This window comes from Streptomyces atratus (assembly GCF_014648655.1).
Classification (GTDB): domain Bacteria; phylum Actinomycetota; class Actinomycetes; order Streptomycetales; family Streptomycetaceae; genus Streptomyces; species Streptomyces atratus.
The window spans coordinates 22,215-48,347 of the sequence record NZ_BMRN01000044.1; the positions used below are offsets into that span (position 1 = coordinate 22,215).

A 26,133-nucleotide genomic window follows, 5' to 3' on the forward strand; every position below is an offset into this window, starting at 1 on the left:
TGAACAAGAAGAATCCCCTCCCGTAAAAAAGAAGTCAAGAACTTGTAAAGATATGGGGGCTTCCTGCTTCATGATCGAGTCAAGGGTCCCGAACCGGGCGGGCCTAAAGTCCTGCGCCCTGACAGCGATGCAGGTGGAGGGGGCGGGAGCGTGCATGAACGCCGTCGCGGGGCGGCTGGCCGCCGACGGGCGCGAGGAGTTCGCCCACGAGATCGGCGGACTCCGCGACGACCTGGTCGCGGCCGTGCCGGCGGCCGTTGCCGCCCCGCCCCCGGCCCGCTGCGCGTCTCCATCACCACCCGCAACCTCGCGGGCGGCTTCCTGGAGGAGGACGCGGACGTCTGGGACAGTGCGGACCGGCTGGTGGCCCAGTCCCGCCAACTGGCGCGGGCACCGCGCGCATAGCCGCACGGGAGCGGCGGGCGGGGCGCGGAGAGTCAGGGGGGAAGCTGGTGGAGTGAAATCCGACCGGCTGCTCTCGATCCTCCTGCTGCTCCAGACCCGCGGCCTCGTGCCCGCCACCGAGCTCGCCGAACGCCTCGAAGTCTCCGTACGCACCATCTACCGCGACGTCGAGGCGCTCTCCGCCTCCGGCGTCCCCGTCTACGCCGAGCGGGGACGGCGCGGCGGTATCGCGCTGCTGCCGGGATTCCGTACGGATGTCACCGGGCTCACCGCCGACGAGGCGCGCGCCCTCTTCGTCCTCGCCGCTCAGGGCGCCCATGCCGCGCTCGGCCTCGACGCGGCGCTCGGGTCCGCACTGCGCAAGGTGATGGCGGCCCTGCCCGCACCGCACCGGCCCGCCGCCGAGCTGACCAGCAGAAGGATCCTGGTCGACCCGGCGCGCTGGATGAGCGGCCCGCAACCGGTCGTCGATGTCGCCGAACTGCACGACGCCGTGTTCGCCGACCGGCGGTTGCGGCTGAGCTACCGGCACAGCGGCACGCAGACCCCACGCACCTACATCGTCGATCCGTACGGCCTCGTCGTGAAGGCGGGCGTCTGGTACCTGGTCGCGGACCGTGACGGTGTGCCCCGGCTGTTCCGGGCGGACCGGGTGCGGAGAGCCGCTCTCACCGACGATCCCGTTGTGCGCCGGCCGGGAGTGGAACTGGCCGATCTGTGGGACGCACTGCGCAGGCAGGTCGAGGAACGGCCCGGAGATGTACGGCTACGAGTGCGCGTGCACCGTTCCCGGCTCGATCTGTTCGTACGCCTCCACGCCGGGGCGCTGACCGGGGAACCGTGGCCCGAGGGGCAAGAGGAGCGGGCGTCGGCCGAGGGGCAAGGGGATTGGGTGCGGGCCGAGCTGGCCGTGGACTCGGTGGAGTGGGCCCGCTCCCTGCTCTCCTTCGGCCCGAACCTCGAAGTGCTCTCGCCGCCGCAGGCGCGGACCGTTCTCGCCCGTCACGCGGCGGCGGTCGTGGCGCTGTACGGGGAGGCGGGTGCGGAGCAGGGAGTGGAGGGGAAGGACAGCCGAGGCGGGCCGGGACGGTGCCGGCTGCCGTACGGCGCATCGCGCGGGCCCCGCGCCACGTAGCGCGCTCAGCCGCAACTACCTCGGGGACGACCGTGCAAGGCCGCGCCGCCGCGGTGCGGTCAGAGCCGGCGCAACCCGTCAGCAATTCTTGGGGGTTTCGGCCAAAACATTCGTCCCTGGCCATTGTCGGCCGACCAGGCATGCGTCATGGAGGCGCGGGATAGAAAGGCCCCGGCACCTGACGGAACTTTTGCTGGCGTCTCGGTGAATACAGGGGGTTTCATCGCGTGAGTGGCTTCGCGGATCTCGAAGTACAGGTGAAGAACTTCCACGAGTACGGTTACCTGGTGCTGCCCGGTTTCCTTCCCGCCGGTCTTGTCGGGCGCCTGGCGCCCGAAGTCGATGAATGGGTCTCCACCGGTCTGCGGCAGTTGTCCATCGACGCCTGCTTATGTCCGCAGGAGTACGATCCGCCGGCCAGGGTGGAGTTACAGATGGACGCGCACGGGGAACTCGCTGCCTATGCCCCGCTGCTGGAACTGCTCAGTGATGCCAGTCTGCTCGGGTCGTCCTTCGTCTTCCACCACCTGCACAGTGACCGCCGTCCACCCGGAGGCGGCGGCAAGAGCTGGCACCACGACTACGAGCAGCACCCACAGCGGGACCGTGAGTACCCCATGATTCATGCCCTGCACTACATCCACGGGCTCCAACCCGCGATGGGCGCTCTGGCCGTGCTGCCCGGGTCGCACCAGCACGTTGCCGAGAAGGACGCGTGGAACCACCTCGGGACGACCGAGCTGCCGGGTGAGGTGCTTATAGACGAGCTTCCGCAGGGCTCCACCGTGGTCCTGCACTCCGCGCTCTTCCATACCCGGCGCGCTGCGCCCGCTCCACTGCGGGGCGGGGGTCCTCGGTACATGATCGATGCGTCCTACTGCCGGACGGGCACACTGTGGCCGCCGGTCAAGCCGTACTGGCGCATGGTGCTGGCCGTGGGCCGCGAGCGTCGGCTGGGCAAGGGGCATTGGCCGGAGCTTTTTGCCGACCGGCACTTCGACGAGTACGGGCGCACGAGCACGGGGATGCCGTCATGAGAGTGCTTGAAGCCGTCACGTTCGAAGCCGTCATGAGCCATTTCGGCCGGGAGCATCTGTATGACGAAGAGGATGAGTCCAACTCGAACGACGAAGCCGAGACCCACATCCGTAACGCGCAGCTGACTCTGCGGGGCCTCTGGCACCGGGTGCTTCTGGAGGGCACCGAGGTGCTCGATGTGGTGCTGCCCTGGCATTTGGGGGAGGACGGCGAGGTGGAGCTGATTCCGAAGACGGGTCTCACCGTGGCCGCGGCCGCATCGCGGTTGGCCGCAGCCGGGGCGTCGTACGCCAGGACCAACCCCCTGTGCGCGCTCAAGCTGGCACGCCAGACCCATGCCCGGCCCAGACCTCTGTTCCTCAGCACCCGGGCGGTGCCCGGGCGGGACTACGAGGCGCTGACGGTCCGCGCGGGGCTGATCCACCTCGACGGGCTGCACCGGATGCTGGCCTGGGAGCTGGCCGGGCGGCTGGTACCCGGCCGCTGGATCGAGGCGTACGTCGCGGGGCTACCCCCGGCCGATGTAGGGCATGGAGCTCGGCATGATCAGGACGGACTGGATGTTCACCCCGACCGGCAGCGCCGCCATGGTGCGGACCATGTCGACGACGTGCTGCATGTCCATGGTCGGCTCCACCCGCAGTGAGTCGTCGGCCTGGCGCACCGAGGGCTGCGGTCGATCCTGCGGGGTCACATTGCCGATGTCGATCTGGCCGCAGGAGATGTCGTAGCGGCGGCCGTCGAGGGAGAGGGAACGGGTCAGGCCGGCCACGGCGTGTTTGGCCGCGGTGAAGGCGATCGAGTCAGGCCGTGGCGCCTGGGCGGAGGGAGCACCGTTGTTGATGATCCGGCCACCTCGCGGCGACTGCTGCTTCATCAACCGAAACGCGGCCCGAGAGCACAGAAAGGTGCCGGTGGCGATGGAGTCCATGACCCGATGCCAGTCCTCGGTGCTCACGTCCTCGGTGGGGGTGTAGGGCATGGTGTCGGCGGCGTTGTTGAACAACAGGTCGAGCCGGCCGAACCGGTCCGCCACGCCGGCGAACAAGTCATCGACGGCTGCCGGGTCGGTGATGTCGGCGGAGACCGCCACGGCGTGGCCTCGGTCCACATCGGGCGCGAGCCGGGCCGTCTCCTCCAGCGGGTCCTTGCGCCGGCCGGTGAGTACGACCGTCCAGCCGTCGGCCAGCAACCCCAGTGCGCAGGCCCGTCCGATACCGCTCCCCGCCCCCGTGACGACAGCCGTCTTCACAGCCACGTTGTACACACCCTCTCCCTGTGAGCCCGCTTCCCGGCGAATGATTCTCGGAGCGTGTCCCACGGTGTCCTCATCCAAACAGGAGCAGCAATGAATGGCGTTTTCCCGGCGCTGGGCGGTACGGACAGCAGCCGATCCTGGTTCGAGCGTGCGCAGCGATCCCTCGCCGGCGGCATCAGCTCTTCCTCCCGGCTGACCTCGACCGGACCGGACCCGTACCCGCTCTACATGAGCAGCGGGTCGGGCGCCCGTATCCGCGACGTCGACGGCAATGAGTACATCGACTACCTCATCTCCTACGGCAGTGCCGTCCTGGGGCACGCCTCCCCTCTGCTCACCAACGCCCTGACCGAGGTCCTGCGCACCGGCACGATGTTCGGCACCTGCAACGTGCCGGAGGTCGAGCTGGCCGAGCTGATCTGCCGGATGGTGCCGTGTGCCGATCTCGTCCGGTTCGCCAATTCGGGCAGCGAAGCAGTGCAGGGAGCGGTGCGCGCGGCGCGCGGGTACACCGGGCGGTCAAAGATTCTGAAGTTCGAGGGGCATTACCACGGCTGGTCCGACACCCTGGCCATTTCCAACCGGCCGACCGCCGCCGAAGCCGGACCGTACGACACACCGCAGTCCGTACCTCACTCGCCCGGCATCCCGCAGGGTGTCGTGCAGGACGTGGTGGTCTGCCCGTGGAACGATCCCGCCGCCCTGCGAGCCGTCCTCGACGCCCACCGCGACGTGGCGGCCGTCATATGTGAACCCATCGTGGCCAACAACGCCTGCACCATGCCCGACGCGGGCTTCCTGGACCTGCTGCGCGAGGAGTGCACCGCGCGGGGCATCGTACTGATCTTCGACGAGGTGTGCACCGGGTTCCGAACGGGCCCCGGCGGCGCTCAGGCACTTTTCGGGGTGGTACCGGACCTCGCGGTGTTCTCCAAAGCGCTGGGGGGCGGTCTGCCGATCGCCGCGTTCGCCGGCCGACACGAGGTGATGGAACCGCTGGCACGGGGAGAGGTCAAACACGGGGGCACCTACAACGCCTCACCATTGTGTGCCACTGCGGCCCTCGTGACACTCCGTGCGCTCCACGACCCCGCCGTCACCAAACGCATCGACGAGACCGGTCGCCGCGTGATGGAAGCAGTGCGACGCGCGGCCCATGACAGTGGCGTGCCCTGCGCGGTCCAAGGCGTCGGAGCAATGTTTCAAGTCGTGTTCTCCCCGGACGGTACGCGCACCCGGCAGTACCGGGACCTGCTGCGGACCGATCGCGCCCGGTACGACACCTTCCGGCACGAGCTGCTCAAACGCGGTGTACACACCAACGCGTACGCAATGGCGTGCTGGTTCGTGCCCGCCACCGTGACGGACGACGATCTCACGGCCACCTGTCAGGCCGTGGAAGAAGCCTTCAAAGCCCTGTGATCGCGTCGCTGCGCGCATCCGTGATCACCACGGCGGCGGCAGCCCGGTGCGATCCCGCGAGCCGTTCCGCGCGGCCCAAGGTCCGCTTCCGCTGCCCTTCGCGCTCGCGGCCGTGATCGGCTGCTGGCTGCCGATCTTCGCCGTGCGGGAGTGGAAGGAGCGGCTCGCACGAGCGTCCCGCACGAACGGCCCGCACCGGCGGTCTCCGCCGACGCCGTCCCTGACCGGATCGGGCTCCGGATCGGGCGCGCGACCGAGTGCCGCAGCGGGTGCGCGGGGACCTGGCTGCGATGCGCCCGGCATACGCCCCGCCGCACGCTCGTACAATCGAGCCCACCATGGCTTACCTCGACCACGCCGCGACCACCCCGATGCTTCCGGAGGCGATCGCGGCGATGACCGCCCAGCTCGCCGTCACCGGTAACGCGTCCTCACTGCACGCCGCCGGGCGGCTGGCCCGCCGTACCGTCGAGGAGTCGAGGGAGACCCTCGCCGATGCCCTCGGCGCACGCCCCAGCGAGGTGGTCTTCACCTCCGGAGGTACCGAGGCCGACAACCTCGCGGTGAAGGGTCTGTACTGGGCCCGCCGCGCCGCCGATCCCCGCCGCACCCGGGTGCTGGCCAGCCCCGTCGAGCACCACGCGGTGCTGGACGCCGTCGACTGGCTCGCCGAGCACGAGGGCGCGAACGTCGAATACCTACCCGTCGATCCGTACGGACGCGTCCACCCGGATGCACTGCGCGAGGCGATCCTCCGTAACCCCGACGATGTCGCGCTGGTCACCGTGATGTGGGCCAACAACGAGATCGGCACGATCATGCCGGTACGTGAACTGGCCGACGTGGCCCGTGAGTTCGACGTGCCGATGCACGCCGACGCGGTGCAGGCGTTCGGGCAGCTGGGAGTCGACTTCGCCCGGTCCGGTCTTGCCGCGATGACGGTCAGCGCGCACAAGATCGGCGGCCCGTTCGGCATCGGCGCGCTGCTGCTCGGCCGCGAGTACACCCCCGTACCCGTGCTCCACGGCGGCGGCCAGGAGCGGCACGTCCGCTCGGGCACCCTCGATGTGCCCGCCATCGCCGCCTTCGCCGTCGCGGGGCGGCTGGCCGCCGACGGGCGCGAGGAGTTCGCCCACGAGATCGGCGGACTCCGCGACGACCTGGTCGCGGCCGTGCTGGCAGCCGTCCCCGACGCCGTCCTCGGCGGCGACCCGGCGCCGGGCGGCCGGCTCCCCGCCAACGCCCACTTCACCTTCCCCGGCTGCGAGGGCGACTCCCTGCTCCTGCTGCTGGACGCCCAGGGCATCGAATGCTCCACCGGCTCCGCGTGCACCGCGGGGATCGCCCAGCCGAGCCACGTCCTGCTGGCCACCGGCACCGACCCGGACCTGGCCCGCGGCACCCTGCGCTTCTCGCTCGGCCACACGTCCACCAAGCAGGACATCGACGAGGTGGCCCGCGCCATCGGCCCGGCGGTGGAACGGGCACGGACGGCGGGCCTCAGCTGAAATCGGGCCCGTCCGGCGATCGGGCGGGCCTCGTGGTCACCGCGTCCCCGCCGCCCTGACCAGCTTCAGATACCGGTCCCAGTCCCAGTGCTTCCCCGGATCGGTGTGGTCGGTGCCCGGCACCTCCACATGCCCGATGATGTGCTCGCGGTCCACCGGCATCCCGTACCGCCCGCAGATCGCCGCCGTCAGCCGCGCCGACGCCCCGTACATCGCCGCCGTGAAGTCCTGCGGACGGTCCACGAACCCCTCGTGCTCTATGCCGACACTGCGCTCGTTGTACGACCTGTTCCCCGCGTGGAACGCCACATCCAGCTCGCGGATCATCTGCGTCACATGGCCGTCCTTGCGCACCACGTAGTGCGCCGCCGCCCCGTGTCCCGGGTCCTGGAAGACCTTCACCGCGCTTTGGTAGCTGCCCTGGGTGACATGGATGACGACCCGGTCGATGGTGTAGTCGTCGGGGCGGTCGGCCTTCCGCCAGTTCGCCGACGAGGCCGATATCCACTGGGCCCGCGCGTAATCCACCGCGCCGGGCTTGCGGGGCTTGTCCACCCCGGGCAGCCGCCACCAGGCATGCTCCAGCTGCTCCCGCGCCAGCGCGGCCGTACCCGCGGCCGTGACGGCAGCGCCGATCAGCAGCCCGCGCCGGCTGATGCGGTGCCCGGACTTCGCGCCCCCGGAGCTCTTGGCGCCCGGCGTCCCCTTGGTCCCCATGTGATCCACAACGCATATCCGTGAGCGTTCGGTTCCCGGCGCCCCGTACTCTGGTGGAGCTATGACTGAGACTTCCCAGCGCCCCCTCCGTGTGCTCGCCGCCATGTCCGGCGGTGTCGACTCCGCCGTCGCCGCGGCCCGTGCCGCCGAGGCGGGCCACGACGTGACCGGTGTGCACCTCGCCCTCTCCGCGAACCCGCAGTCCTTCCGTACCGGAGCGCGCGGCTGTTGCACGATCGAGGACTCCCGCGACGCGCGCCGCGCCGCGGATGTCATCGGCATCCCGTTCTACGTCTGGGACCTGGCGGAACGCTTCCGTGAGGACGTCGTGGACGACTTCATCGCCGAGTACGAGGCCGGGCGCACCCCCAACCCGTGTCTGCGCTGCAACGAGAAGATCAAGTTCGCCGCGCTGCTCGACAAGGCCCTCGCCCTCGGCTTCGACGCCGTGTGCACCGGCCACTACGCCACCGTCGTACTGAACGAGGACGGCAGCCGCGAGCTGCACCGCGCCTCCGACATGGCCAAGGACCAGTCGTACGTCCTCGGCGTCCTGGACGAGAAGCAGCTCGCCCACGCGATGTTCCCGCTCGGTGACACCCTCACCACCAAGGACGAGATCCGTGCCGAGGCCGAGCGCCGGGGCCTCGCCGTCGCCAAGAAGCCCGACAGCCACGACATCTGCTTCATCGCCGACGGCGACACCCAGGGCTTCCTGGCGAGCCGGCTCGGCACGGCCGAGGGCGACATCGTCGACGAGTCGGGTACGAAGGTCGGCACCCACGAGGGCGCCTTCGGCTTCACCATCGGCCAGCGCAAGGGCCTGCGCATCGGCCACCCCGCCCCCGACGGCAAGCCGCGCTACGTCCTGGACATCTCCCCGGTCAACAACACGGTGACGGTCGGCCCGGTCGAGTCCCTCGACGTCACCGCCCTCACCGCCATCAGGCCCCGCTGGTGCGGCAACGCCCCGGCCGGCCCCGGCACGTACACCGCCCAGCTCCGCGCCCACGGCGGCGAGACCGAGGTGACGGCGGAACTGGTCGACGGGACGCTGAACGTCTCGTTCACCGAGCCGGTACGGGGCGTGGCCCCCGGCCAGGCGGTCGTGCTGTACGACGGCACCCGGGTGGTCGGCTCGGCGACGATCGCGACGACGGTACGGCGCTCCGAGGCCGGGGCAGCGGCCGGCTGACCGGGCCGGCACCGGCCTCGCGGCCGTCGAGCCGACGCACGAGGGGGCGGGACCCCGCCAGGAGGTCCCGCCCCCCTCGTCAATGGGTCATGCGTCAGTGGGCGATGCGGCCGGGCTCAGAAACGGTCCGGGGCGCGCTCCGGAAACGGAGACCCGGGGAGCACGTCCCGCTTCTGGTTCTTCCGTGCCTCCGCGTTCGAGTCGGCCGTCGCCTTGCAGGTCACGTCCTTCGCCGGGAGCTTGCCGGTGAGCAGGTAGCCGGCGACCGTACCGTCCGTGCACGCGTTGCCGTTCGGGTAGACGCCATGGCCCTCGCCGCCGAGGACGGTGAGCATTTTCGAGCCCTTCAGGTCGGCGTGCAGGGCCTGACCGCTGGGCAGCGGGGTCTGCGAGTCCCACTCGTTCTGGACGACCAGGGAGCCGGCCCTGTTGTTCACCTTGGTCGCCGGTTCCACGGACTTGTCCCAGAAGGCACAGGGCTTGATGCTGGACGCGAAGTCACCGTAGAGCGGGTAGCGGCCCATGTCCTTGATGGCGTCGTGCCGGTAGCTCTCAGGATCGCGGGACCACGCGCCCGAGTTGTCGCCGCACACCACGGCCCAGAAGCTCGCCGTCATGTTGTCGGACGGCGCCTCGGAGGTATTGGCGGCGCCTGAAGTCCTGGTCCCGTGGGATCCGGTGAACGCCGCGAGCTTCTTCGCGGAGGCGGGCTCGCCGACCGCGGCCTTCTTCAGTTCCACGAACCCCTCGGTGGCGTACTCCGGGCTGAAGACGGCCCCGCGCATACCGCTTCGGATGTCATCACCGTTGATCAGCTGCCCGTCCAGCTCGATGGGCTTCTCGTCGGCCTGCGCGACCAGGTCCCAGAAGGTCCGGTCGACCTGCTTCGGGGTGTCACCTAGGCCGTACTTCTCCGAACGCTCGGAGGCCCACTCGGTCCACCGGTCGAACGCGGGCTCGGCGCCCTCCGCCCACCACTGGATCATCCCTCGCCAGGCGCGCGCCGGATCGACCGCGCTGTCCAGCACGAACCGGTCGGCCCGGCCCGGGAAGAGCTGGGTGTAGACGGCGCCCAGGTAGGTGCCGTACGAGTAACCCACGTACGAGATCTTCTTCTCACCGAGGATCGCCCGGAGCAGATCCATGTCGCGCGCGGTGTTGCGCGTGGTGATGTGCGGGAGCGTGTCGCCCGCTTTCTCCTTGCACTTGTTCGCGACTTCGCGTGCCCAGGTGACGTCCTTGTCGAACGTCGCCTCCTTGTACGGCCGCAGCCAGTTCTCCTCCTCCGGCTCCAGATCGCAGGAAACCGGGCTGCTCTGTCCCACACCGCGCGGGTCGAAGCCGATGAGGTCGTACTTCTGCTGTGCGGCCTTGGGGAGCGTCTCCTGCATCCCCAGCGGCATGTAGAGCCCCTGTCCCCCCGGGCCGCCGGGGTTGGAGAACAGGACACCGTGCCGCTTTTTGGGCGCGGTGCTCTTGATCCGGGATATGGCTAAGTCGATCCGCTTGCCCCCGGGAACCCGGTAGTCCAGCGGGACCTTGATCGTGGCGCACTCAAACTCCGCCGGAGAGTCGGCTTCGCACCGCTTCCACTGCGGCTTCTGCTTCACATATGGGTCCAGCGCGCCCTTGGCGGCGGACGAGACGTTCGACGGGGTGGTGGCCGGGGCGGCGGTGGCCGTCGAGGTGGCGAGCGTGGGAGCCAGCATGGCCGTGACACTCACGGCCAACAGGGGCGCGAGGCGTCCTCTGCGCACGATATCGATCCTTCCGGTCGCATGTTCGGACAGGAGAGATCTTTCAGGAACCCGTCACGGATGCGGATCCCCCGCGGGGCCGCACCTCCCCTCCACCCTGGGGATGAAACAACAGCCTTAGGTAGTACCCGAGTTGTAGGGGGACGGAATGCCCTGGGCGACGGGCGGTACCCGCCCCAGCGACGGGACTGACAGGAGACGGTGCCCTACCTCAGGCAAGCGCGGACTTGCCAGCCTTCACTCCGAGCACAAGGGCGCGTAGCGCTGCCCGGTTCGTCGATATGACAGCGGCCGGGCTCTCGCTCTCGCGGAGGGCGATGCGGTCCGCGTTACCGGCGGCAATCTCAACGCAGTTGTTGCCGGAGGCCTCGGAGAACGAGGACTTGAGCCAGTTGAGTTCGGGCAAGGCCGACACCTCTTACAGGTCATTTGCGATGGTCAGGATGACGTCCTGCGACTGCGTCGGATTCAACGCCACCTGTTCGACCGCGTCCAGCCGCCTACGGAAGTTGGTCAGTTGTGTCGGTGAGTCGAAGTAGACAGCGCCGATGGGGGAGTCCACCTGCACTGTGTCCAGGTGGTGGCTGTGGGCTGCTGCGTACAACACCGAGTCTCCCGCCATGGGGAATCCGCCGATCGAGAACGGGATCACGAGAAGTGTCACGTTGTCGCGCTCACTCTCTTTCAGCAAGTGTTTGAGCTGCGCCTTGGCCACGTGGCGGCCACCCACTTGCATCCGTAGCGCTGATTCGTGGATGAGTCCCTTGTACGGAATGACGGGCGTGTTCGTGAGTACCTGGTGGCGGGCCAGACGCTGGGCGATACGCAGCTCGATCTCCAAGCGGGGAAGCGCCGGGATGAAGAGATCGAAGAGAGCCCGCGCGTGGTCTTCGGTTTGGAACATGCCAGGAAGATGCGCGGTCTGGAGTGTCCGGAGACTCGATGCGTGGTGTTCGAGTTCGGACACTTCGAGGAAGTCCGGCGGGATCTTGCCCCGGTACTCGTCCCACCATCCTGCCTTCCGGCCACCCGTCATCGTGGCAAGAGCGTCGACCAGTGTGGGATCTACGCATTCGTAGATGCTGGCCAGTCGGCGAAGACGCTCCTCGCTGATGCCGAAGCGACCGGCCTCCATGTTCGAAATGGTCGTGCGATCGGTACCCAACAGCTCTGCAGCCTTCGGGGCCGACATGCCTGTTGCTTCGCGTAGCCGCCGAAGCTCTGTACCGAAACGGCGTTGACGAACTGTTGGTGCCTGCCGTGGTGCCATGTGTTCTCTCCTCGATCGCGCTCATTGTGTCGACGTCGGATGTGCTCGTCCATCCATCTCGGAATTTCAACTCGTTGAAGTGAAAGTGGTATCACGGGTTGGAAGCATGTGGTTACTCTATGTCCTGTGCTGCTCACGCTGCCGTCGCAACGGAAGCGCACCGGTCCGCTCCGCACAACCCGGGAAGGCGGTCCCCGGGCCGGCATTGCCACCGCTCGACAGCAACCGCTCGTGGCGCACTCGCACTTGCCACTGATCGCACGCACCCAGGAGGTGCCCGTGAGGACTGAACCCATCCCCGGCATCCGCCCCCACCCGGTTCCCATCGCGTTCACCGAACCGTGGAGCTACGAACTAGCCTTCCCCTGTGACCCGCGCAGCCCCCGGATCGCCCGCACCACCCTCCGTGCCATCCTCGGCGCCCACGAACTGACCGAACTCAGCTACCGGGCCGAGCTGTTGACTTCCGAGCTGACCACCAACTCCGTACGGCACACCAAGGGGCCTGCTGCCCTGCGGCTCCAGTGGCGGCACCCGGTGCTCCGGATCAGCGTCTGGGACATGAGCCCGGACCTGCCCAAGCCGTATGCCCCGCCCGTCGACCCCCACGCCGAAGCCGGGCGAGGCATGGCCATCCTTGAACTCGTCGCCGACCGCTGGGGCGGGTGTGCCATAGGGGAGGGGGCGTACGGGCCGGGCGGCAAGACCGTCTGGTTCGAGCTCGGGCTCGGAGCCTGAGCTCGGCGAGGCGAGGCCCCGCCCGGCCACGTCCGACCCCTGTACGGGCGTGGCCGAGCGGGGTGGATTGTGGGCTCAGGACGCCTGGCGCGCATACACGTCCCTGCCGAAGAACTCCGCCAGGACCGGGGCCACCGCCTGGGGAGCCAGATCGCGAGTCTGGCCCGTCAGGGTGCGGTGGCGGGCGCGCGGGAGTGCGTCCGCGAGGGCGCGGGTCGCGAGCCGGGCCGGGGTGGGGCTGAAGCCTCCGCAGACCACCAGCGTGCGTGACGTGACGGACGCGAACCGCTCCACCGGGATCGCGCCGTCGCCGAGCAGCGCATCGTCGTATGCGAGTGTGTGCGCCAACGACACCAGGCCGGGCCACAGCGGCGCACGTCGCATCCGGGCGATCATGTCGGCCGGGACGCCCGTCACGGACAGGAACAGCTCCACGGCCCCGCCGCGGTCCCCGGCGGACAGCAGCCGGTGCAGCCGGGCCGTGCAGCAGGCCTTGAACCGCACCCCCGAGGCCCCGGGGGCGTAGGGCGGTTGGTAGACCACCAGCAGGTTGACGGGGAGCCCCGCGGCCCGGGCCTCCAGGGCCAGTGCCCCGCCGGCCCCGACGCCGAACACCGAGGTCCGGCCGCCCACCACGGCGACGAGCGCGGCCAGGTCCCCGGTCTCGCGTTCCACCGAGTACGGCCCGCTGTCGCCGCTGGAGCCGCGGCCGCGCCTGTCGCACGTGACCACCTCGAAGTGCGGCGCGAGGAGGCGCGCGAGGGGAGCCTCGGTCGCCGCCGTGCTCAGTGCCCCGCCCACCAGGATCACCGGCGGCCCTTCACCCCGGCGCCGATACGCGACCGAAGTGCCGTCGCGGGAGAGAGCCTTGTCCATGTGACGGTTGACCGCGATGGCGCGGAAAAGTCATCGCTTCGGCCGAGAATTTTTTGATATTCCTCAATTCCCCCGGTCAGGGCCGCGCTTGGCGATCAGTCGGGAACCGTCTCGGTGTCGTAGAAGCAGAAGTGGTCCTTGATCGCTGCGACTTCGGGCTTGGGTTCCGGATACGCCCAGACGAGATCTGCCGCGTCCGGCAGCGACCAGTAGGAGGCGTCGCCCTTGAACGGGCAGTGGGTGTGAGTGTCCGAAGCCGTCAGGAGTTCCGTACGGACGTCCTCGGGTGGCAGGTAGTAGCGGACCGGACAGCCCGTCTCGCGCAGCACGAGCGGGCGCCGGCTCTCGGCGAGCACCTGCCCGTCGCGCACCACACGCACATGCTCGGTGCCCGGTTCGACGGTGATGACATGGCCTTGTGTGGAAGTCATGTCTGGTTCAGCCGTCTCGCGGGCCGATTTCTTCCCCTTTCCTCCCTTCTCTTCTCCGGTGCCGGCCGGATCTCCACCCGGCCGGCCGGGCGTGTCAGTGGTGGCCTTTACGGTTGCTGCATGAACATCTGTGTTTTCCTCTCCGCCGCCGACCTCGACGACCGCTACACCCGGCCAGCCCGGGAATTCGCCGAAAGGCTCGGCCGGGGCGGACACACACTCGTCTGGGGCGGGTCGGAGAGCGGGCTGATGAAGGTCGTCGCCGACGGGGTGCAGGAATCGGGCGGACGGCTGGTCGGGGTGTCGGTCGACTTCCTGGCCGCGAAGGCGCGTACCAATGCGGACGAGATGGTGATCGCGCGCGATCTCGCCGAGCGCAAGGCGCTGCTCCTGGAGAAGGCCGACGCGGTCGTGATCATGGTGGGGGGTACCGGGACGCTCGACGAGGCGACCGAGATCCTGGAGCTGAAGAAGCACGGCAAGCACGACAAGCCGGTGGTCCTGCTCAACACGGCGGGTTTCTACGACGGGCTGCGCCAGCAGTTCCAGCGCATGGAGGACGAGGGCTTCCTGCCTCTCCCGCTGACCGACCTGGTGTTCTTCGCGAAGGACGGCGTGGGGGCCCTGGCCTACCTGGAGGAGTGGTCCGGCCTCCGGTGACACGGCGGCGGGGTGCGATCATGGGGGGCATGTCCACTCATGTCATCACCGGCGCAGGCTCCGGCATCGGCGCAGCTGTCACCCGTCGTCTTCTGGAGCGTGGTGACGAGACCGTGCTGCTGGCCCGTGACGCGGGCCGCGCGAAGGAGCTGGCCGAGCTCCACCCCGGCGCCCGTACGCTCGTCGGTGACCTCTCCAACCCGGACCGGCTCTCCTGGGCGTTCGCCCAGCAGGCGATGCCGGAGCAGGTCGACTCGCTGCTGCACGTCGCGGGCGTCGTCGAGCTCGGCAAGGTCGGTGACCTCACGCCCAAGGCATGGCACTTCCAGCTCAACGCCAACCTGGTCGCGCCCGCCGAGCTGACCCGGCTCTTCCTGCCGCAACTGCGGGTTGCCCAGGGCCATGTGCTCTTCGTGAACTCGGGCGCCGGTCTCGCGGCGCACGCCGAGTGGAGCGCGTACGCCGCGAGCAAGCACGGCCTGAAGGCGCTCGCCGACTCGCTGCGCCAGGAGGAGCACGCGAACGGCGTCCGGGTGACTTCCGTCTATCCGGGGCGCACCGCCAGCCCCATGCAGGCCAAGGTCCACCAGCAGGAAGGCAAGGAGTACGACCCCTCCCGCTGGATCGACCCGGAGTCGGTGGCCACCACGATCCTGATGGCCGTCGACCTGCCGCGCGACGCCGAGGTCAACGACCTCACGGTGCGCCCCGGGCGCTGACCGCCGCCGGTCGGCCGTCATCGGCCGGGGCCCGCCGCCCGTCCGGTGACCGCCGACCGCACGGGCCGGGCACGGCCTTAGGCTTCCCGTGTGAGCGAGAAGAGCAAGTTCAGGGGTTGCCCGGCCACCGGAATCGGTTCCATGCCCGGGGAAGACGCACGGGAGGCGGCGAAGACCGTCACCGGGTCCTTCGGGGACGGCGAGGGCCTGCCGTATCTGGCCGAACTGCCGGCCCGCGGGCCCGGTGCGGACATGATCGGGCGGACCATCGGGCTGCTCGTCGACCTGTACGGGCATGTCGAGCCCAGTGGCTGGCGGATCAGCGACCGGCCCGGACGGGACACCCGCCGGGCCAGGTCCTGGCTCGGCGAGGACCTCGACGCGCTGGAGGAGTTCACCCAGGGGTACGAGGGCCCGCTCAAGGTCCAGGCGGTCGGCCCTTGGACGCTGGCCGCCGCACTGGAACGGCGGGGCGGCGAGGCCGCGCTCGGCGACCCGGGGGCCTGTCGCGACCTGGCGGGCTCACTGGCGGAGGGACTGCGCGCCCACCTGGCGGAGGTACGGCGCAGGGTGCCGGGCGCCGAAGTGATCCTCCAGCTCGACGAACCGTCGCTGACCGGCGTGCTGAGCGGGCGGATCAGGACGGCGAGCGGCTACCGCACCTACCGGGCCGTGGACCGTCAGGTCGTGGAGGGCACCCTGCGCGATGTCCTGGCGGCGGCCGGGGACGGGGCGACGGTCGTTCACACCTGTGCACCCGATGTGCCGTTCGCGCTGCTGCGCAGGGCCGGGGCCGACGGCATCTCGTTCGATTTCTCGCTGCTCACGGAGCGTGAGGAGGATGCGATCGGGGAAGCGGTCGAGGGCGGCACCCAGCTCTTCCTCGGGGTGGTGCCGGGCACCGACCCGGCCTCGGGTGATTTGTCAGACCCGGGCGGTAGCGTCATGGGTGTCAGGACGCTGTGGCGCAGGCTGGGGCTGAATCCGGGGACTCTGACGGAGTCCGTGGTGATCACCCCGTCGTGCGGGCTCGCGGGTGCCTCGCCCGCGTATGCGCGCGCCGCGCTCGCCCACTGCGCCCGGGCCGCGAGATCGCTCGCAGACAACCCTGAGTAACGGGGCAACGGGTAACGGGAGGACGAGACGATGGCCGGCGAACAGCAGATGTCAGTGCCCGCACAGGATCAGGAGCAGCACGCACTGCTTGCCGAACAGATCGAGGAGCACCGCTTCCGGTATTACGTGAACGACCAGCCGGTCGTGAGCGATGCCGAGTTCGACCGGCTGATGCGCGCGCTGGAGGCCCTGGAGGAGACGTATCCGCAGCTGCGCACGCCGGATTCGCCGACACAGAAGGTCGCGGGGCCGTACCGGACGGAATTCACCTCCGTCGAGCACCGCGAGCGGATGCTCTCGCTGGACAACGCCTTCGACGATCTGGAGTTGGCGGCCTGGGGTGAGCGGATCGCCAAGGACGTCGGCACCACCGGCTACCACTTCCTGTGCGAGCTGAAGGTCGACGGACTCGCGGTCAACCTCACCTATGAGCACGGGCGGCTGACCCGGGCCGCGACCCGCGGCGACGGCCGCACCGGCGAGGACATCACCCCCAATGTCCGTACGATCGCCGAGATCCCGCACCGGCTGAAGGGCGACCGGATTCCGGCGCTGGTCGAGATCCGCGGCGAGGTCTTCTTCCCGATGGAGGCCTTCGAGGAGCTCAACGCCCGGCTCGTCGAGGCCGACGACAAACCCTTCTCCAACCCGCGCAACGCGGCGGCGGGTTCACTGCGCCAGAAGGACCCGAAGGTCACCGCCACCCGCCCGCTGCACATGGTGGTGCACGGCATCGGCGCCCGCGAGGGCTTCGACATCGACTGCCTCTCGCACGCCTATGAGCTGCTGCACGAATGGGGTCTGCCCACCGCCAGGCACAACAAGGTGGTGGACTCCCTCGACGAGGTACGGGAGTTCATCGCGTACTTCGGCGAGAACCGGCACTCCGTGGAGCACGAGATCGACGGCGTCGTCGTCAAGCTCGACGAGATCCCGCTCCAGGGCCGGCTGGGTTCCACCTCGCGCGCCCCGCGTTGGGCGATCGCCTGGAAGTACCCGCCGGAGGAGGTCAACACCAAGCTGGTGAACATCCGGGTCGGTGTCGGACGCACCGGCCGGGTCACCCCGTACGCACAGGTCGAACCGGTCGAGGTGGCGGGCTCCGAGGTCGAGTTCGCCACCCTCCACAACCAGAACGTGGTGAAGGAGAAGGGCGTCCTCATCGGGGACACGGTGGTGCTCCGCAAGGCGGGCGATGTGATCCCGGAGATCCTCGGCCCGGTCGTCGATCTGCGTGACGGCACCGAGCAGGCGTTCGTGATGCCGACGCACTGCCCCGAGTGCGGTACGGAGCTGCGGCCCATGAAGGAGGCCGACATCGACGTCCGCTGCCCCAACGCGCGGTCCTGTCCCGCGCAGTTGCGGGAGCGCCTCGCCTATCTGGCGGGCCGCAAGTGCCTCGACATCGACCACTTCGGCTATGTCGCGGCCGCGGCCCTGACCAGGCCTCTGGAGCCGGCCGAGCCGCCGCTGCACGACGAGGGCGATCTCTTCGGGCTGACCGTCGAGCAGCTCCTGCCGATCCGGGCCTATGTCCGGGACCAGGACAGCGGGCTGCCCAAGCGCGACCCGAAGACCGGCGAGGAGAAGACCGCCTGGGTCTTCGCCAACCAGCAGGGCGAGCCGAAGAAGAACGCCCTCGCCATGCTCGACGCCATCGCCGCCGCCAAGGAGGCACCGCTCGCCCGGATCCTCACCGGGCTCTCGATCCGTCATGTGGGCCCGGTCGCCGCCGCGGAGCTGGCCCGTCAGTTCCGTTCCATCGACCGGATCGACGAGGCGACCGAGAAGGAGCTGGCCGACGCCGACGGGGTCGGCTCCATCATCGCCGCATCGGTGAAGCAGTGGTTCGCCGAGGACTGGCACCGGGAGATCCTGCGCAAGTGGCGGGAGGCCGGGGTCCGGATGGAGGACGAGGGAGCGGGGGAGGAGGTCGGGCCGCGCCCGCTCGAAGGACTCACCGTCGTCGTCACCGGCACGCTGGCCGGACACACCAGGGATGGCGCGAAAGAGGCGCTCCAGAGCCGGGGGGCGAAGGTCACGGGTTCCGTCTCGAAGAAGACCTCCTTCGTGGTCGTGGGTGACAACCCCGGTTCGAAGTACGACAAGGCGATGCAGCTGAAGGTGCCCGTGCTGGACGAGGACGGCTTCGCCGTACTGCTCGAACAGGGGCCGGATGCCGCGCGCGAGGCGGCCGTACCCGTCGAGGAACCGGCGGAGTAGGGCAGATTTCCTTCGCATAACCGGCGCAATGGGACAGAACTCCGTTGGTCGGCCCCGAAATGGGGTCGACCGGTGGATGAGTGGTGAACGGGTGGGCAGAAGGGGTGTAGACGGACGGGCAGGGACAAGGGTTGTCGTCGGGGGGCCGGGTTCACCCGATCGGCGCATAGCAGATGCTGACGGACGGTCGGTTCGCATTCGGGCAAGAGCTGTAGAGCGCTGCCCGTAGAAGCCTTCTGCGGCCTACTGTTGAGATGCGCACCTGCCGTGCCCGGCCACGGTGTGGGAAATCGGGTCGTGGTGGCATGGAGCCGAACCATCGGGCGACATCGGCACCGCCGGCTGTGAGAGGGACGGAATGAAACCGACCGAGAGCGCCGCACCGGTGTCGCGGCTGCAAGGTTTCGTCGGCCTCACGCCCAAAGTGGGTGCCGTCGTCGTGGCGATCGCCGTTGTTCAGCTCGCGACCGGTTTCTACCGGACCGTGAGTGAAGGACACGCACTCTTCCCCGACGGCAGGGCCGGCTGGTCCCTCGCCGTCCTCACCGGAATCGTCGTCGGACATCTGGTCGCGCTCGGACGAGACCGATGGTGGGGCGGCACCGGTTCCGGAGCCGCCCTCACCCTTGCCGTGCTGCTCCTCTACGGCTGGGTGCCCGCCGGTCTGGTCAGCCTGGTCGTCGTCGTCCTCGTCTGCGTGGCCCGCAGACACCGTTGGTGGCAAGGGCTGCTGCACGGCGCGGTGGACATTCTGGGGATAGGCGCGGCAGCCCTGGTGCTCGCCGCGTTCGGTGAGGTGCAGACCGTCGAATCGCCCTGGCAGCCACTCGACTGGGGCATCGCCGCCGTCCCGGAAGTCCTCCTGGCCGCCTCCACCTACCTTCTGGTGACCCGGGTCCTGCTGTGGTATGTGCAGGCACCCCAGGGCGGCGGGCTGCCGACCATCGCCCGTACCGCCCTGTTGCGCCAGGGCCTCGTCGCGGTGGCCCTGCTCGGCATCGCACCGCTGATCTGCGTCGTCTCGATGGCCATGCCCGTACTCCTGCCGCTCTTCGCGGTCCCGCTGATCGCCCTGGACTCCACCCTCTGGATCGCCCGCGCCCGGGCCGAGGAGCAGCTGCGCGACCCGCTGACCGGGCTGCCCAACCGGCAGTGGCTGCTGGAACGCACCTGGGCGGCCCTGGAGGACGCCGAGTCCACCGGCGCCAGATCCGCTCTCGTCCTGATCGACCTCGACCGTTTCCGTGCGGTCAACGACACCCTCGGTCATCTGGCGGGGGACCGGCTGCTGCTGCAGATAGCGGAACGTCTCAGACTGGCGCTCCCGCGAGGAGCGGAGGCCGCGCGGCTGGGCGGTGACGAATTCGCCGTGCTCCTGCCGACCGCGGACTCCACCACCAGCGCCCAGCGGGTCGCCCGCCATCTGGTCGCTGAGCTGTCCTCCCCGCTGGACCTGGACGGTCTGACCCTGGTGCTGGAGGCGAGTGCCGGAGTCGCCGTCTACCCGGACCACGCGCTGGACGCCGAAGGGCTGCTCCGGCGTGCGGACGTGGCGATGTACCAGGCCAAGCGCGACCGTACGGGCGTCGAGGTGTACGAGTCGAAGCGGGACAGCAACACCCCGGACCGGCTCGGGCTCCTCGGCGATCTCCGGCGTGCGCTGGACGCCGGAGAGGTGGAGCTCCACTACCAGCCGAAGGTCCGCTTCGACGGCCAGGTGGCCGGCCTCGAAGCTCTGGTGCGCTGGGTGCATCCGGAGCGCGGCCGGGTCCCTCCGGACGAGTTCATCGCCATCGCCGAGTCGTCCGGCCTGATGCCGCACCTCACGGAGTACGTCCTGGAGACGGCGCTGGCCCAGGTCGCCCGGTGGCGGGCGCAAGGGCTCTTCGTCCCGGTCGCGGTCAACGTCTCCCCGCGCGACGTCCACACCCCCGGATTCGCGGGCAGCGTCGCGGCACGGCTCGCCCGGCACGGCGTCCCGGCCGGGGCGCTGCAGCTGGAAATAACGGAACACGTGCTGCTGGAGGACCCGCAGCGCGCCGCCGACACCCTCGCCGGACTCACCGGGCACGGCGTGAAGATGTCGCTCGACGACTTCGGTACGGGGTACTCCTCGCTGGTCCATCTGCGCCGGCTGCCGGTCAGCGAGCTGAAGATCGACCGGTCCTTCGTGGCCCGTCTGGCCGTCGACAACGAGGACGCGGAGATCGTCCGCTGCACCATCGACCTGGCCCACTCGCTCGGTCTGCTGGTGGTCGCGGAAGGGGTCGAGGACGACGAAACCTGGGAGCGGCTGCGGGATCTGCGCTGCGATGCGGTGCAGGGGTGGCTGGTCGCCGCTGCGATGCCGCCGCTGGAGACGACGGCCTGGCTGCGGGCGCGGGGCGAGCACGGCTGGCGGCGGCCGGCGGAGCTGGCGGCCGCGGCGGCCGCCGCAGCCGCCGCCGGTGCGACGCCCGAGCTGGAGCAGCGGCCGGGCGGGCGGGCGGTCGAGTCGAGGCCCGCGACGACATGAGTTCGGGGGAGCGGTGTGTGGGCACCGGCGCAGTCCGGTGGCCGCTCCGTCCCCCATTGCCGGACGGGCCTGAACCGGGCTCGCCGGACGGACTCGAATCTGTCGCCCGACCAGGGTGTTCGCCCGGGTGGCGGGAGTGGCTGCGGGCGACACCATAGGATTGGGCCAAAACCACACACCAACCCCTGAGGATCGCTGCATGCCTGGCATCACGCGCGAGGAGGTCGCCCACCTCGCCCGGCTGGCGCGTCTGGAGCTGAAGGGCGAAGAGCTCGATCACTTCGCCGGTCAGCTCGACGACATCATCGGCGCGGTCGCCCGCGTCTCCGAGGTCGCCGACCAAGACGTACCGCCGACCTCCCACCCGCTGCCGCTGACCAACGTCATGCGCGCGGACGAGGTCCGTCCGTCGCTCACCCCCGAGCAGGCGCTCTCCGGCGCCCCGGCCCAGGAGCAGCAGCGTTTCAAGGTGCCGCAGATCCTGGGGGAGGACTAAAAGCCATGACGGACAACAGCACCATCATCAAGCTCACCGCCGCCGAGATCGCCGCGAAGATCGCGTCCGGCGAGCTCACCGCCGTCGAGGTCACCGAGGCCCACCTGGCCCGGATCGACGCGGTCGACGAGAAGGTCCACGCCTTCCTGCACATCGACCGCGAGGGCGCGCTCGCGCAGGCCCGTGCCGTCGACGCGAAGAAGGCGGCCGGTGAGAAGCTCGGTCCGCTGGCCGGTGTCCCGCTCGCGCTGAAGGACATCTTCACCACCGAGGGCATGCCGACCACCGTCGGCTCCAAGATCCTCGAAGGCTGGATCCCGCCGTACGACGCGACCCTCACCAAGAAGCTGAAGGCCGCCGACGTCGTCATCCTCGGCAAGACCAACATGGACGAGTTCGCCATGGGGTCCTCCACCGAGAACAGCGCCTACGGCCCGACCGGCAACCCGTGGGACCTCACCCGTATCCCGGGCGGCTCCGGCGGTGGCTCCTCGGCCGCGCTCGCGTCGTACGAGGCCGCGCTCGCCATCGGCACGGACACCGGCGGTTCCATCCGCCAGCCCGCAGCCGTCACCGGCACCGTCGGCGTCAAGCCCACCTACGGCGGCGTCTCCCGCTACGGCATGGTGGCGTTCTCCAGCTCCCTGGACCAGGGCGGGCCCTGCGCCCGTACCGTCCTGGACGCGGCCCTGCTGCACGAGGTGATCGCCGGGCACGACCCGATGGACTCGACGTCCATCGACGCCCCGGTCCCGCCGGTCGTCGAGGCCGCGCGCAACGGCAGCGTCGACGGCATGCGCATCGGTGTCGTCAAGCAGTTCGCCGGTGAGGGCTACCAGGCCGGTGTCGTCCAGCGCTTCAACGAGTCGGTCGAACTGCTGAAGTCGCTCGGTGCCACGATCGTCGAGCTGGACTGCCCGTCGTTCGACCTGGCGCTGTCGGCGTACTACCTGATCGCGCCGTCCGAGTGCTCCTCCAACCTGGCCCGCTTCGACGCCATGCGTTACGGCCTGCGGGTCGGCGACGACGGCACGCGGTCCGCCGAGGACGTCACCGCGCTCACTCGCGAGGCCGGCTTCGGCGACGAGGTCAAGCGCCGCGTCATCCTCGGTACGTACGCCCTCAGCTCCGGCTACTACGACGCGTACTACGGCTCGGCGCAGAAGGTCCGCACCCTCATCACCCAGGACTTCGAGAAGGCCTTCGAGCAGGTGGACGTCATCGTCTCCCCGACGACGCCCACCACCGCCTTCCCGATCGGCGAGCGCGCCGACGACCCGATGGCGATGTACCTCGCGGACCTGTGCACCATTCCGACCAACCTCGCCGGCAACTCCGCCATGTCGCTGCCCTGCGGCCTGGCCCCGGAGGACGGCCTGCCGGTCGGACTGCAGATCATCGCCCCCGCCATGAAGGACGACCGGCTGTACAAGGTCGGAGCCGCTGTCGAGGCCGCCTTCGTGGAAAAGTGGGGCCACCCGCTGCTGGAGGAGGCTCCGTCGCTGTGAGCGCACTGACCAAGGCCAAGGGCTTCAAGAAGTCCAAGACCGGCACGTACCTGTCCATCGGCAGCACCGCTTTCGGGGCGTTCGGCGTCATCAAGCAGGCCAGGAAGGCCCGCTTCGAACACGACACGCTCCGACTGATCGACGCCGTTGTCTCCGCCGCCGCCATCGCCACTGGTGTCGCCCTGCTGCTGCGCGAACTCAAGCGCATCGGCGATGACGACGTACTGCTGGGCTGAGAGGGAAGTTTCACCGTGACTGTCACTGACCTGGTGTCGTACGAGGACGCGCTCGCGTCCTACGACCCCGTCATGGGCCTGGAGGTCCATGTCGAGCTCGGCACCAAGACCAAGATGTTCTGCGGATGCTCGACCGAGCTCAAGCAGGACGCCAACTCCCAGACGTGCCCGGTCTGCCTCGGCCTGCCCGGCGCACTGCCGGTCGTCAACGAGATCGGCGTCGAGTCTGCCATCAAGATCGGCCTCGCGCTGAACTGCGAGATCGCCGAGTGGTGCCGTTTCGCCCGGAAGAACTACTTCTATCCGGACATGCCGAAGAACTTCCAGACTTCCCAGTACGACGAGCCGATCGCCTACAACGGCTATCTGGACGTCCAGCTGGAGGACGGGGAGATCTTCCGGGTGCAGATCGAGCGTGCCCACATGGAGGAGGACACCGGCAAGTCGACCCACGTCGGCGGTGCCACCGGCCGTATCCAGGGCGCGTCCCACTCCCTGCTCGACTACAACCGTGCGGGCATCCCGCTCATCGAGATCGTCACCAAGCCGATCGAGGGCGCGGGCGCACGCGCACCCGAGGTCGCCAAGGCGTACGTCGCCGAGCTCCGCGAGCTCATCAAGGCGCTCGGTGTGTCGGAGGCCCGGATGGAGATGGGCCAGATGCGCTGCGACGTCAACCTGTCGCTGCGCCCCAACGGCACCGAGACGTTCGGTACGCGCTCCGAGACGAAGAACGTGAACTCGCTGCGTTCCGTCGAGCGCGCGGCCCGCTTCGAGATCCAGCGCCACGCCGCGGTGCTGAGCTCGGGCGGCACGATCGTGCAGGAGACCCGGCACTTCCACGAGGAGGACGGCTCGACCACGGCCGGCCGCATCAAGGACAACGCCGAGGACTACCGCTACTTCCCCGAGCCCGACCTGGTGCCGGTCGCCCCGGCCCGCGAGTGGGTCGAGGAGCTCCGGGGCGGCCTCCCCGAGCTGCCGAGGCTGCGCCGCAACCGGCTGAAGGAGGAGTGGGGTGTCTCCGAGCACGACATGCAGTCCATCCTCAACGCCGGTGCGGTCGACCTGATCGTCGCGACGACCGACGCGGGCGCCCCCTCGGACCAGGCCCGCAAGTGGTGGATGGGCGAGCTGGCCCGTAACGCCAACGAGACCGGCCGCGGCCTCGACGAGCTGCCGATCACCCCGGTGCAGGTCGCCAGGGTGGCCGAGCTCGTCACCGCGGGCGACCTCAACGACAAGCTGGCTCGCCAGGTCATCGAGGGCGTCCTCGCGGGCGAGGGCGACCCGGACACCGTCGTCGAGAAGCGCGGCCTGAAGGTCGTCTCCGACGAGGGCGCGCTGGGCACGGCCGTGGACGAGGCGATCGCCGCCAACGCGGCCATCGCGGACAAGATCCGCGGCGGCAAGGTCGCGGCGGCGGGCGCGCTCGTCGGCGCGGTCATGAAGGCCACCCGCGGCCAGGCGGACGCGGCCCGCGTGCGCGAGCTGATCCTGGAGAAGCTCGGCGTCGAGGGCTGATCCCGTCCCCCTGCGCGGGCGGTTTCGGTACGTCCCTGAAGGGGCGGTGCACCCGTGAGCCGGGTGCACCGCCCCTTCACCCATCCGGAGAGTCTCAAGTCCGTTGAACACCGTCACTGCCGAGATCGTCTCCGTCGTCCTCCTGCTCGGCGTGCTGGCCTTCGCAGTCGTACGCCCCCGGGGGCTGCCGGAGGCGACCCTTGCCGTGCCCGTTGCCGTGCTGGTGACCGTGACCGGTGCGGTCCCGTGGCCGGAAGCCCGTGCTCAGGTGGGCAGCCTGCTGCCGGTCGTCGGATTCCTCGCGGCGATTCTGGTCCTGGCCCAGCTCTGTGCGGACGAGGGGCTGTTCACGGCCGCCGGTGATCTGGTCGCCCGGGCCTGCGGCGGGCGGACCGGTCCCCTGCTCGGCGGGGTCTTCGTCGTCGCCTCCGTGATCACCGCTGTGCTCAGCCTGGACGCGACCGTGGTCCTGCTGACCCCCGTCGTCCTCGCCACGGCCGCCCGCGTCGGCGCCCGCCCCCGCCCGTACGTCTACGCCTGTGCGCACCTGGCCAACTCGGCGTCCCTGCTCCTGCCCGTCTCCAACCTCACCAACCTCCTGGCGTTCACCGCGAGCGGCCTCTCCTTCACCCGCTTCGCCGCGCTGATGACCCTGCCGTGGCTGGCCGCCATCGCCGTCGAGTACGCCGTATTCCGCCGGGTCTTCGCCGCCGATCTGGCAGCGGGCGCGTATCCGCCGAGGTCGCGGGAGGACCCTCCGGGCATCCCCGCTTTCACGCTCGTCGTCCTTGCCCTGACTCTGGGCGGATTCGTCGTCACCTCGTTCGCGGGTGCGGAACCGCTGTGGGCGGCGCTGGCGGGTGCCGGGGTGCTGGCCGTCCGTGCGCTGGCGAAGCGCGAGACCACCGTCAGGGGCCTCGTCCGCTCCGCCAACCCGCTGTTCTGCCTGTTCGTGCTGGCGCTGGGCGTCGTGGTCAAGGCCGTGGTCGACAACGGCCTCGGTGCGGGGATCGACGCGTTCCTGCCGGACGGCTCGTCACTTCCCGCGCTGCTGGCAGTGGCCGCGGTGGCGGCCGTGCTCGCCAACCTGATCAACAACCTGCCCGCGATCCTCGCTCTGCTCCCGGTCGTCGCGGCGGCGGGTCCCGGCCCGCTGCTCGCCGCCCTGATCGGCGTGAACCTCGGCCCGAACCTCACGTACGTCGGCTCGCTCGCCACCCTGCTCTGGCGCCGCATCCTGCACACCCACGGCGCCGCGCCCGACCTCGGCCACTTCACCCGGCTCGGGCTGCTGACCGTACCGGCGACGCTGGCCGTGTCGACGGTCGCGCTGTGGGGTGCGTTGCAGCTGATCGGGGTGTGACCGGACGCGGGGCGCGGTTGGAC

The 26,133-nt window shown here is 69.7% G+C and carries 23 protein-coding genes and 2 pseudogenes; 18 read left to right on the forward strand and 7 right to left on the reverse strand.

All coding sequences use genetic code 11. The features are described from left to right. Positions 1-255: 255 nt before the first annotated feature. From IEZ15_RS45600 to IEZ15_RS36345, 4 genes and pseudogenes are all read left to right on the forward strand, one after another. Positions 256-405: pseudogene (locus tag IEZ15_RS45600) on the forward strand (thioesterase family protein); the annotation flags it as partial. A gap of 52 nt (positions 406-457) precedes the next feature. Further along, complete coding sequence (locus tag IEZ15_RS36335; RefSeq protein ID WP_189281137.1) at positions 458-1,540, forward strand: helix-turn-helix transcriptional regulator; 1,083 nt, start codon at positions 458-460, stop codon at positions 1,538-1,540. Positions 1,541-1,767: 227 nt separating this feature from the next. Further along, the gene (locus IEZ15_RS36340; protein WP_189281138.1) at positions 1,768-2,577 is read left to right on the forward strand and encodes a phytanoyl-CoA dioxygenase family protein; all 810 of its coding nucleotides are present in this window, start codon (positions 1,768-1,770) and stop codon (positions 2,575-2,577) included. Between the two features lie 32 nt (positions 2,578-2,609). Then, positions 2,610-3,050 (forward strand): annotated as a pseudogene (locus tag IEZ15_RS36345) (DUF6309 family protein); the annotation flags it as partial. Positions 3,051-3,086: 36 nt separating this feature from the next. On the opposite strand, the gene IEZ15_RS36350 reads toward IEZ15_RS36345, so the two are convergent. Further along, complete coding sequence (locus IEZ15_RS36350) at positions 3,087-3,836, reverse strand: SDR family oxidoreductase (protein WP_189281139.1); 750 nt, start codon at positions 3,834-3,836, stop codon at positions 3,087-3,089. A 90-nt stretch (positions 3,837-3,926) separates the two neighbouring features. Here IEZ15_RS36350 and IEZ15_RS36355 point away from each other — a divergent pair, with 90 nt between their 5' ends. Together IEZ15_RS36355 and IEZ15_RS36360 are read left to right on the forward strand one after the other, a co-directional pair. Continuing rightward, on the forward strand, positions 3,927-5,258 hold the full coding sequence (locus IEZ15_RS36355) for an aspartate aminotransferase family protein (RefSeq protein WP_189281140.1): 1,332 nt from the start codon (positions 3,927-3,929) through the stop codon (positions 5,256-5,258). A 338-nt stretch (positions 5,259-5,596) separates the two neighbouring features. Beyond that, entirely contained in the window at positions 5,597-6,766 is a 1,170-nt protein-coding gene (locus tag IEZ15_RS36360) for a cysteine desulfurase family protein (RefSeq protein WP_189281141.1), read from the forward strand. Positions 6,767-6,802: 36 nt separating this feature from the next. On the opposite strand, the gene IEZ15_RS36365 is transcribed toward IEZ15_RS36360, so the two are convergent. Further along, positions 6,803-7,483 carry an N-acetylmuramoyl-L-alanine amidase gene (locus tag IEZ15_RS36365; protein WP_189281160.1) on the reverse strand — a complete coding sequence of 227 codons (681 nt, stop codon included), beginning with the start codon at positions 7,481-7,483 and terminating at the stop codon, positions 6,803-6,805. 61 nt (positions 7,484-7,544) lie between these two features. Between IEZ15_RS36365 and mnmA the strand changes: the two genes are divergently transcribed. After that, entirely contained in the window at positions 7,545-8,678 is a 1,134-nt protein-coding gene (gene mnmA, locus IEZ15_RS36370; RefSeq protein WP_189281142.1) for a tRNA 2-thiouridine(34) synthase MnmA, read from the forward strand. Positions 8,679-8,794: 116 nt separating this feature from the next. On the opposite strand, the gene IEZ15_RS36375 is transcribed toward mnmA, so the two are convergent. From IEZ15_RS36375 to IEZ15_RS36385, 3 genes are all read right to left on the reverse strand, one after another. Next, positions 8,795-10,435 carry an alpha/beta hydrolase gene (locus IEZ15_RS36375; RefSeq protein ID WP_189281143.1) on the reverse strand — a complete coding sequence of 547 codons (1,641 nt, stop codon included), beginning with the start codon at positions 10,433-10,435 and terminating at the stop codon, positions 8,795-8,797. Between the two features lie 211 nt (positions 10,436-10,646). After that, positions 10,647-10,841 (reverse strand): DUF397 domain-containing protein, encoded by a 195-nt coding sequence (locus IEZ15_RS36380; protein ID WP_114249318.1) that lies wholly within the window; start codon positions 10,839-10,841, stop codon positions 10,647-10,649. A gap of 12 nt (positions 10,842-10,853) precedes the next feature. After that, a complete protein-coding gene (locus IEZ15_RS36385; RefSeq protein ID WP_189281144.1) occupies positions 10,854-11,705 on the reverse strand; it encodes a helix-turn-helix domain-containing protein in 852 nt (283 codons plus the stop codon). Positions 11,706-11,984: 279 nt separating this feature from the next. On the opposite strand from IEZ15_RS36385, the gene IEZ15_RS36390 reads away from it, so the two are divergent. Continuing rightward, positions 11,985-12,443, forward strand: coding sequence for an ATP-binding protein (locus IEZ15_RS36390; protein ID WP_229846350.1), 459 nt, complete (start codon positions 11,985-11,987; stop codon positions 12,441-12,443). Positions 12,444-12,518: 75 nt separating this feature from the next. Here the strand turns inward: IEZ15_RS36390 and IEZ15_RS36395 are convergent, their stop codons facing one another. Together IEZ15_RS36395 and IEZ15_RS36400 are read right to left on the reverse strand one after the other, a co-directional pair. Then, complete coding sequence (locus IEZ15_RS36395; protein ID WP_189281145.1) at positions 12,519-13,319, reverse strand: alpha/beta fold hydrolase; 801 nt, start codon at positions 13,317-13,319, stop codon at positions 12,519-12,521. A 95-nt stretch (positions 13,320-13,414) separates the two neighbouring features. Further along, positions 13,415-13,750: a DUF427 domain-containing protein gene (locus tag IEZ15_RS36400; RefSeq protein WP_189281146.1), complete on the reverse strand. Its 336-nt coding sequence runs from the start codon at positions 13,748-13,750 to the stop codon at positions 13,415-13,417. A 120-nt stretch (positions 13,751-13,870) separates the two neighbouring features. On the opposite strand from IEZ15_RS36400, the gene IEZ15_RS36405 reads away from it, so the two are divergent. The 10 genes from IEZ15_RS36405 to IEZ15_RS36450 all read left to right on the forward strand — a co-directional run bounded on the left by IEZ15_RS36405 (position 13,871) and on the right by IEZ15_RS36450 (position 26,110). Then, positions 13,871-14,410 carry an LOG family protein gene (locus IEZ15_RS36405; RefSeq protein ID WP_114246802.1) on the forward strand — a complete coding sequence of 180 codons (540 nt, stop codon included), beginning with the start codon at positions 13,871-13,873 and terminating at the stop codon, positions 14,408-14,410. 29 nt (positions 14,411-14,439) lie between these two features. After that, a complete protein-coding gene (locus IEZ15_RS36410; RefSeq protein ID WP_189281147.1) occupies positions 14,440-15,129 on the forward strand; it encodes an SDR family oxidoreductase in 690 nt (229 codons plus the stop codon). A gap of 90 nt (positions 15,130-15,219) precedes the next feature. After that, positions 15,220-16,245 (forward strand): methionine synthase, encoded by a 1,026-nt coding sequence (locus IEZ15_RS36415; RefSeq protein ID WP_189281148.1) that lies wholly within the window; start codon positions 15,220-15,222, stop codon positions 16,243-16,245. A 30-nt stretch (positions 16,246-16,275) separates the two neighbouring features. Next, on the forward strand, positions 16,276-18,468 hold the full coding sequence (gene ligA / locus IEZ15_RS36420; RefSeq protein WP_189281149.1) for an NAD-dependent DNA ligase LigA: 2,193 nt from the start codon (positions 16,276-16,278) through the stop codon (positions 18,466-18,468). A gap of 358 nt (positions 18,469-18,826) precedes the next feature. Further along, positions 18,827-20,983: a putative bifunctional diguanylate cyclase/phosphodiesterase gene (locus IEZ15_RS36425; RefSeq protein WP_189281150.1), complete on the forward strand. Its 2,157-nt coding sequence runs from the start codon at positions 18,827-18,829 to the stop codon at positions 20,981-20,983. Positions 20,984-21,182: 199 nt separating this feature from the next. Further along, entirely contained in the window at positions 21,183-21,479 is a 297-nt protein-coding gene (gene gatC / locus IEZ15_RS36430) for an Asp-tRNA(Asn)/Glu-tRNA(Gln) amidotransferase subunit GatC (RefSeq protein WP_015036350.1), read from the forward strand. A gap of 5 nt (positions 21,480-21,484) precedes the next feature. Beyond that, positions 21,485-22,987 (forward strand): Asp-tRNA(Asn)/Glu-tRNA(Gln) amidotransferase subunit GatA, encoded by a 1,503-nt coding sequence (gene gatA / locus IEZ15_RS36435; protein ID WP_189281151.1) that lies wholly within the window; start codon positions 21,485-21,487, stop codon positions 22,985-22,987. Then, positions 22,984-23,223 (forward strand): hypothetical protein, encoded by a 240-nt coding sequence (locus IEZ15_RS36440; protein ID WP_189281152.1) that lies wholly within the window; start codon positions 22,984-22,986, stop codon positions 23,221-23,223. The genes gatA and IEZ15_RS36440 overlap by 4 nt, the downstream gene beginning before the upstream one ends. A 15-nt stretch (positions 23,224-23,238) precedes the next feature. Then, complete coding sequence (gatB, locus tag IEZ15_RS36445; RefSeq protein ID WP_114246808.1) at positions 23,239-24,747, forward strand: Asp-tRNA(Asn)/Glu-tRNA(Gln) amidotransferase subunit GatB; 1,509 nt, start codon at positions 23,239-23,241, stop codon at positions 24,745-24,747. A 103-nt stretch (positions 24,748-24,850) separates the two neighbouring features. Then, positions 24,851-26,110 carry an SLC13 family permease gene (locus IEZ15_RS36450; protein WP_189281153.1) on the forward strand — a complete coding sequence of 420 codons (1,260 nt, stop codon included), beginning with the start codon at positions 24,851-24,853 and terminating at the stop codon, positions 26,108-26,110. Positions 26,111-26,133 lie beyond the last annotated feature (23 nt).

Bases quoted from the DNA above. Each gene is read 5' to 3' on its own strand.
- IEZ15_RS36365 (WP_189281160.1), bottom strand. From the start codon at position 7,483: ATGGGGACCAAGGGGACGCCGGGCGCCAAGAGCTCCGGGGGCGCGAAG.
- IEZ15_RS36410 (WP_189281147.1), top strand. From the start codon at position 14,440: ATGTCCACTCATGTCATCACCGGCGCAGGCTCCGGCATCGGCGCAGCT.
- IEZ15_RS36395 (WP_189281145.1), bottom strand. From the start codon at position 13,319: ATGGACAAGGCTCTCTCCCGCGACGGCACTTCGGTCGCGTATCGGCGC.
- gatA (WP_189281151.1), top strand. From the start codon at position 21,485: ATGACGGACAACAGCACCATCATCAAGCTCACCGCCGCCGAGATCGCC.
- IEZ15_RS36355 (WP_189281140.1), top strand. From the start codon at position 3,927: ATGAATGGCGTTTTCCCGGCGCTGGGCGGTACGGACAGCAGCCGATCC.
- IEZ15_RS36360 (WP_189281141.1), top strand. From the start codon at position 5,597: ATGGCTTACCTCGACCACGCCGCGACCACCCCGATGCTTCCGGAGGCG.
- IEZ15_RS36405 (WP_114246802.1), top strand. From the start codon at position 13,871: ATGAACATCTGTGTTTTCCTCTCCGCCGCCGACCTCGACGACCGCTAC.
- gatC (WP_015036350.1), top strand. From the start codon at position 21,183: ATGCCTGGCATCACGCGCGAGGAGGTCGCCCACCTCGCCCGGCTGGCG.
- IEZ15_RS36425 (WP_189281150.1), top strand. From the start codon at position 18,827: ATGAAACCGACCGAGAGCGCCGCACCGGTGTCGCGGCTGCAAGGTTTC.
- IEZ15_RS36385 (WP_189281144.1), bottom strand. From the start codon at position 11,705: ATGGCACCACGGCAGGCACCAACAGTTCGTCAACGCCGTTTCGGTACA.
- IEZ15_RS36400 (WP_189281146.1), bottom strand. From the start codon at position 13,750: ATGACTTCCACACAAGGCCATGTCATCACCGTCGAACCGGGCACCGAG.
- mnmA (WP_189281142.1), top strand. From the start codon at position 7,545: ATGACTGAGACTTCCCAGCGCCCCCTCCGTGTGCTCGCCGCCATGTCC.
- ligA (WP_189281149.1), top strand. From the start codon at position 16,276: ATGGCCGGCGAACAGCAGATGTCAGTGCCCGCACAGGATCAGGAGCAG.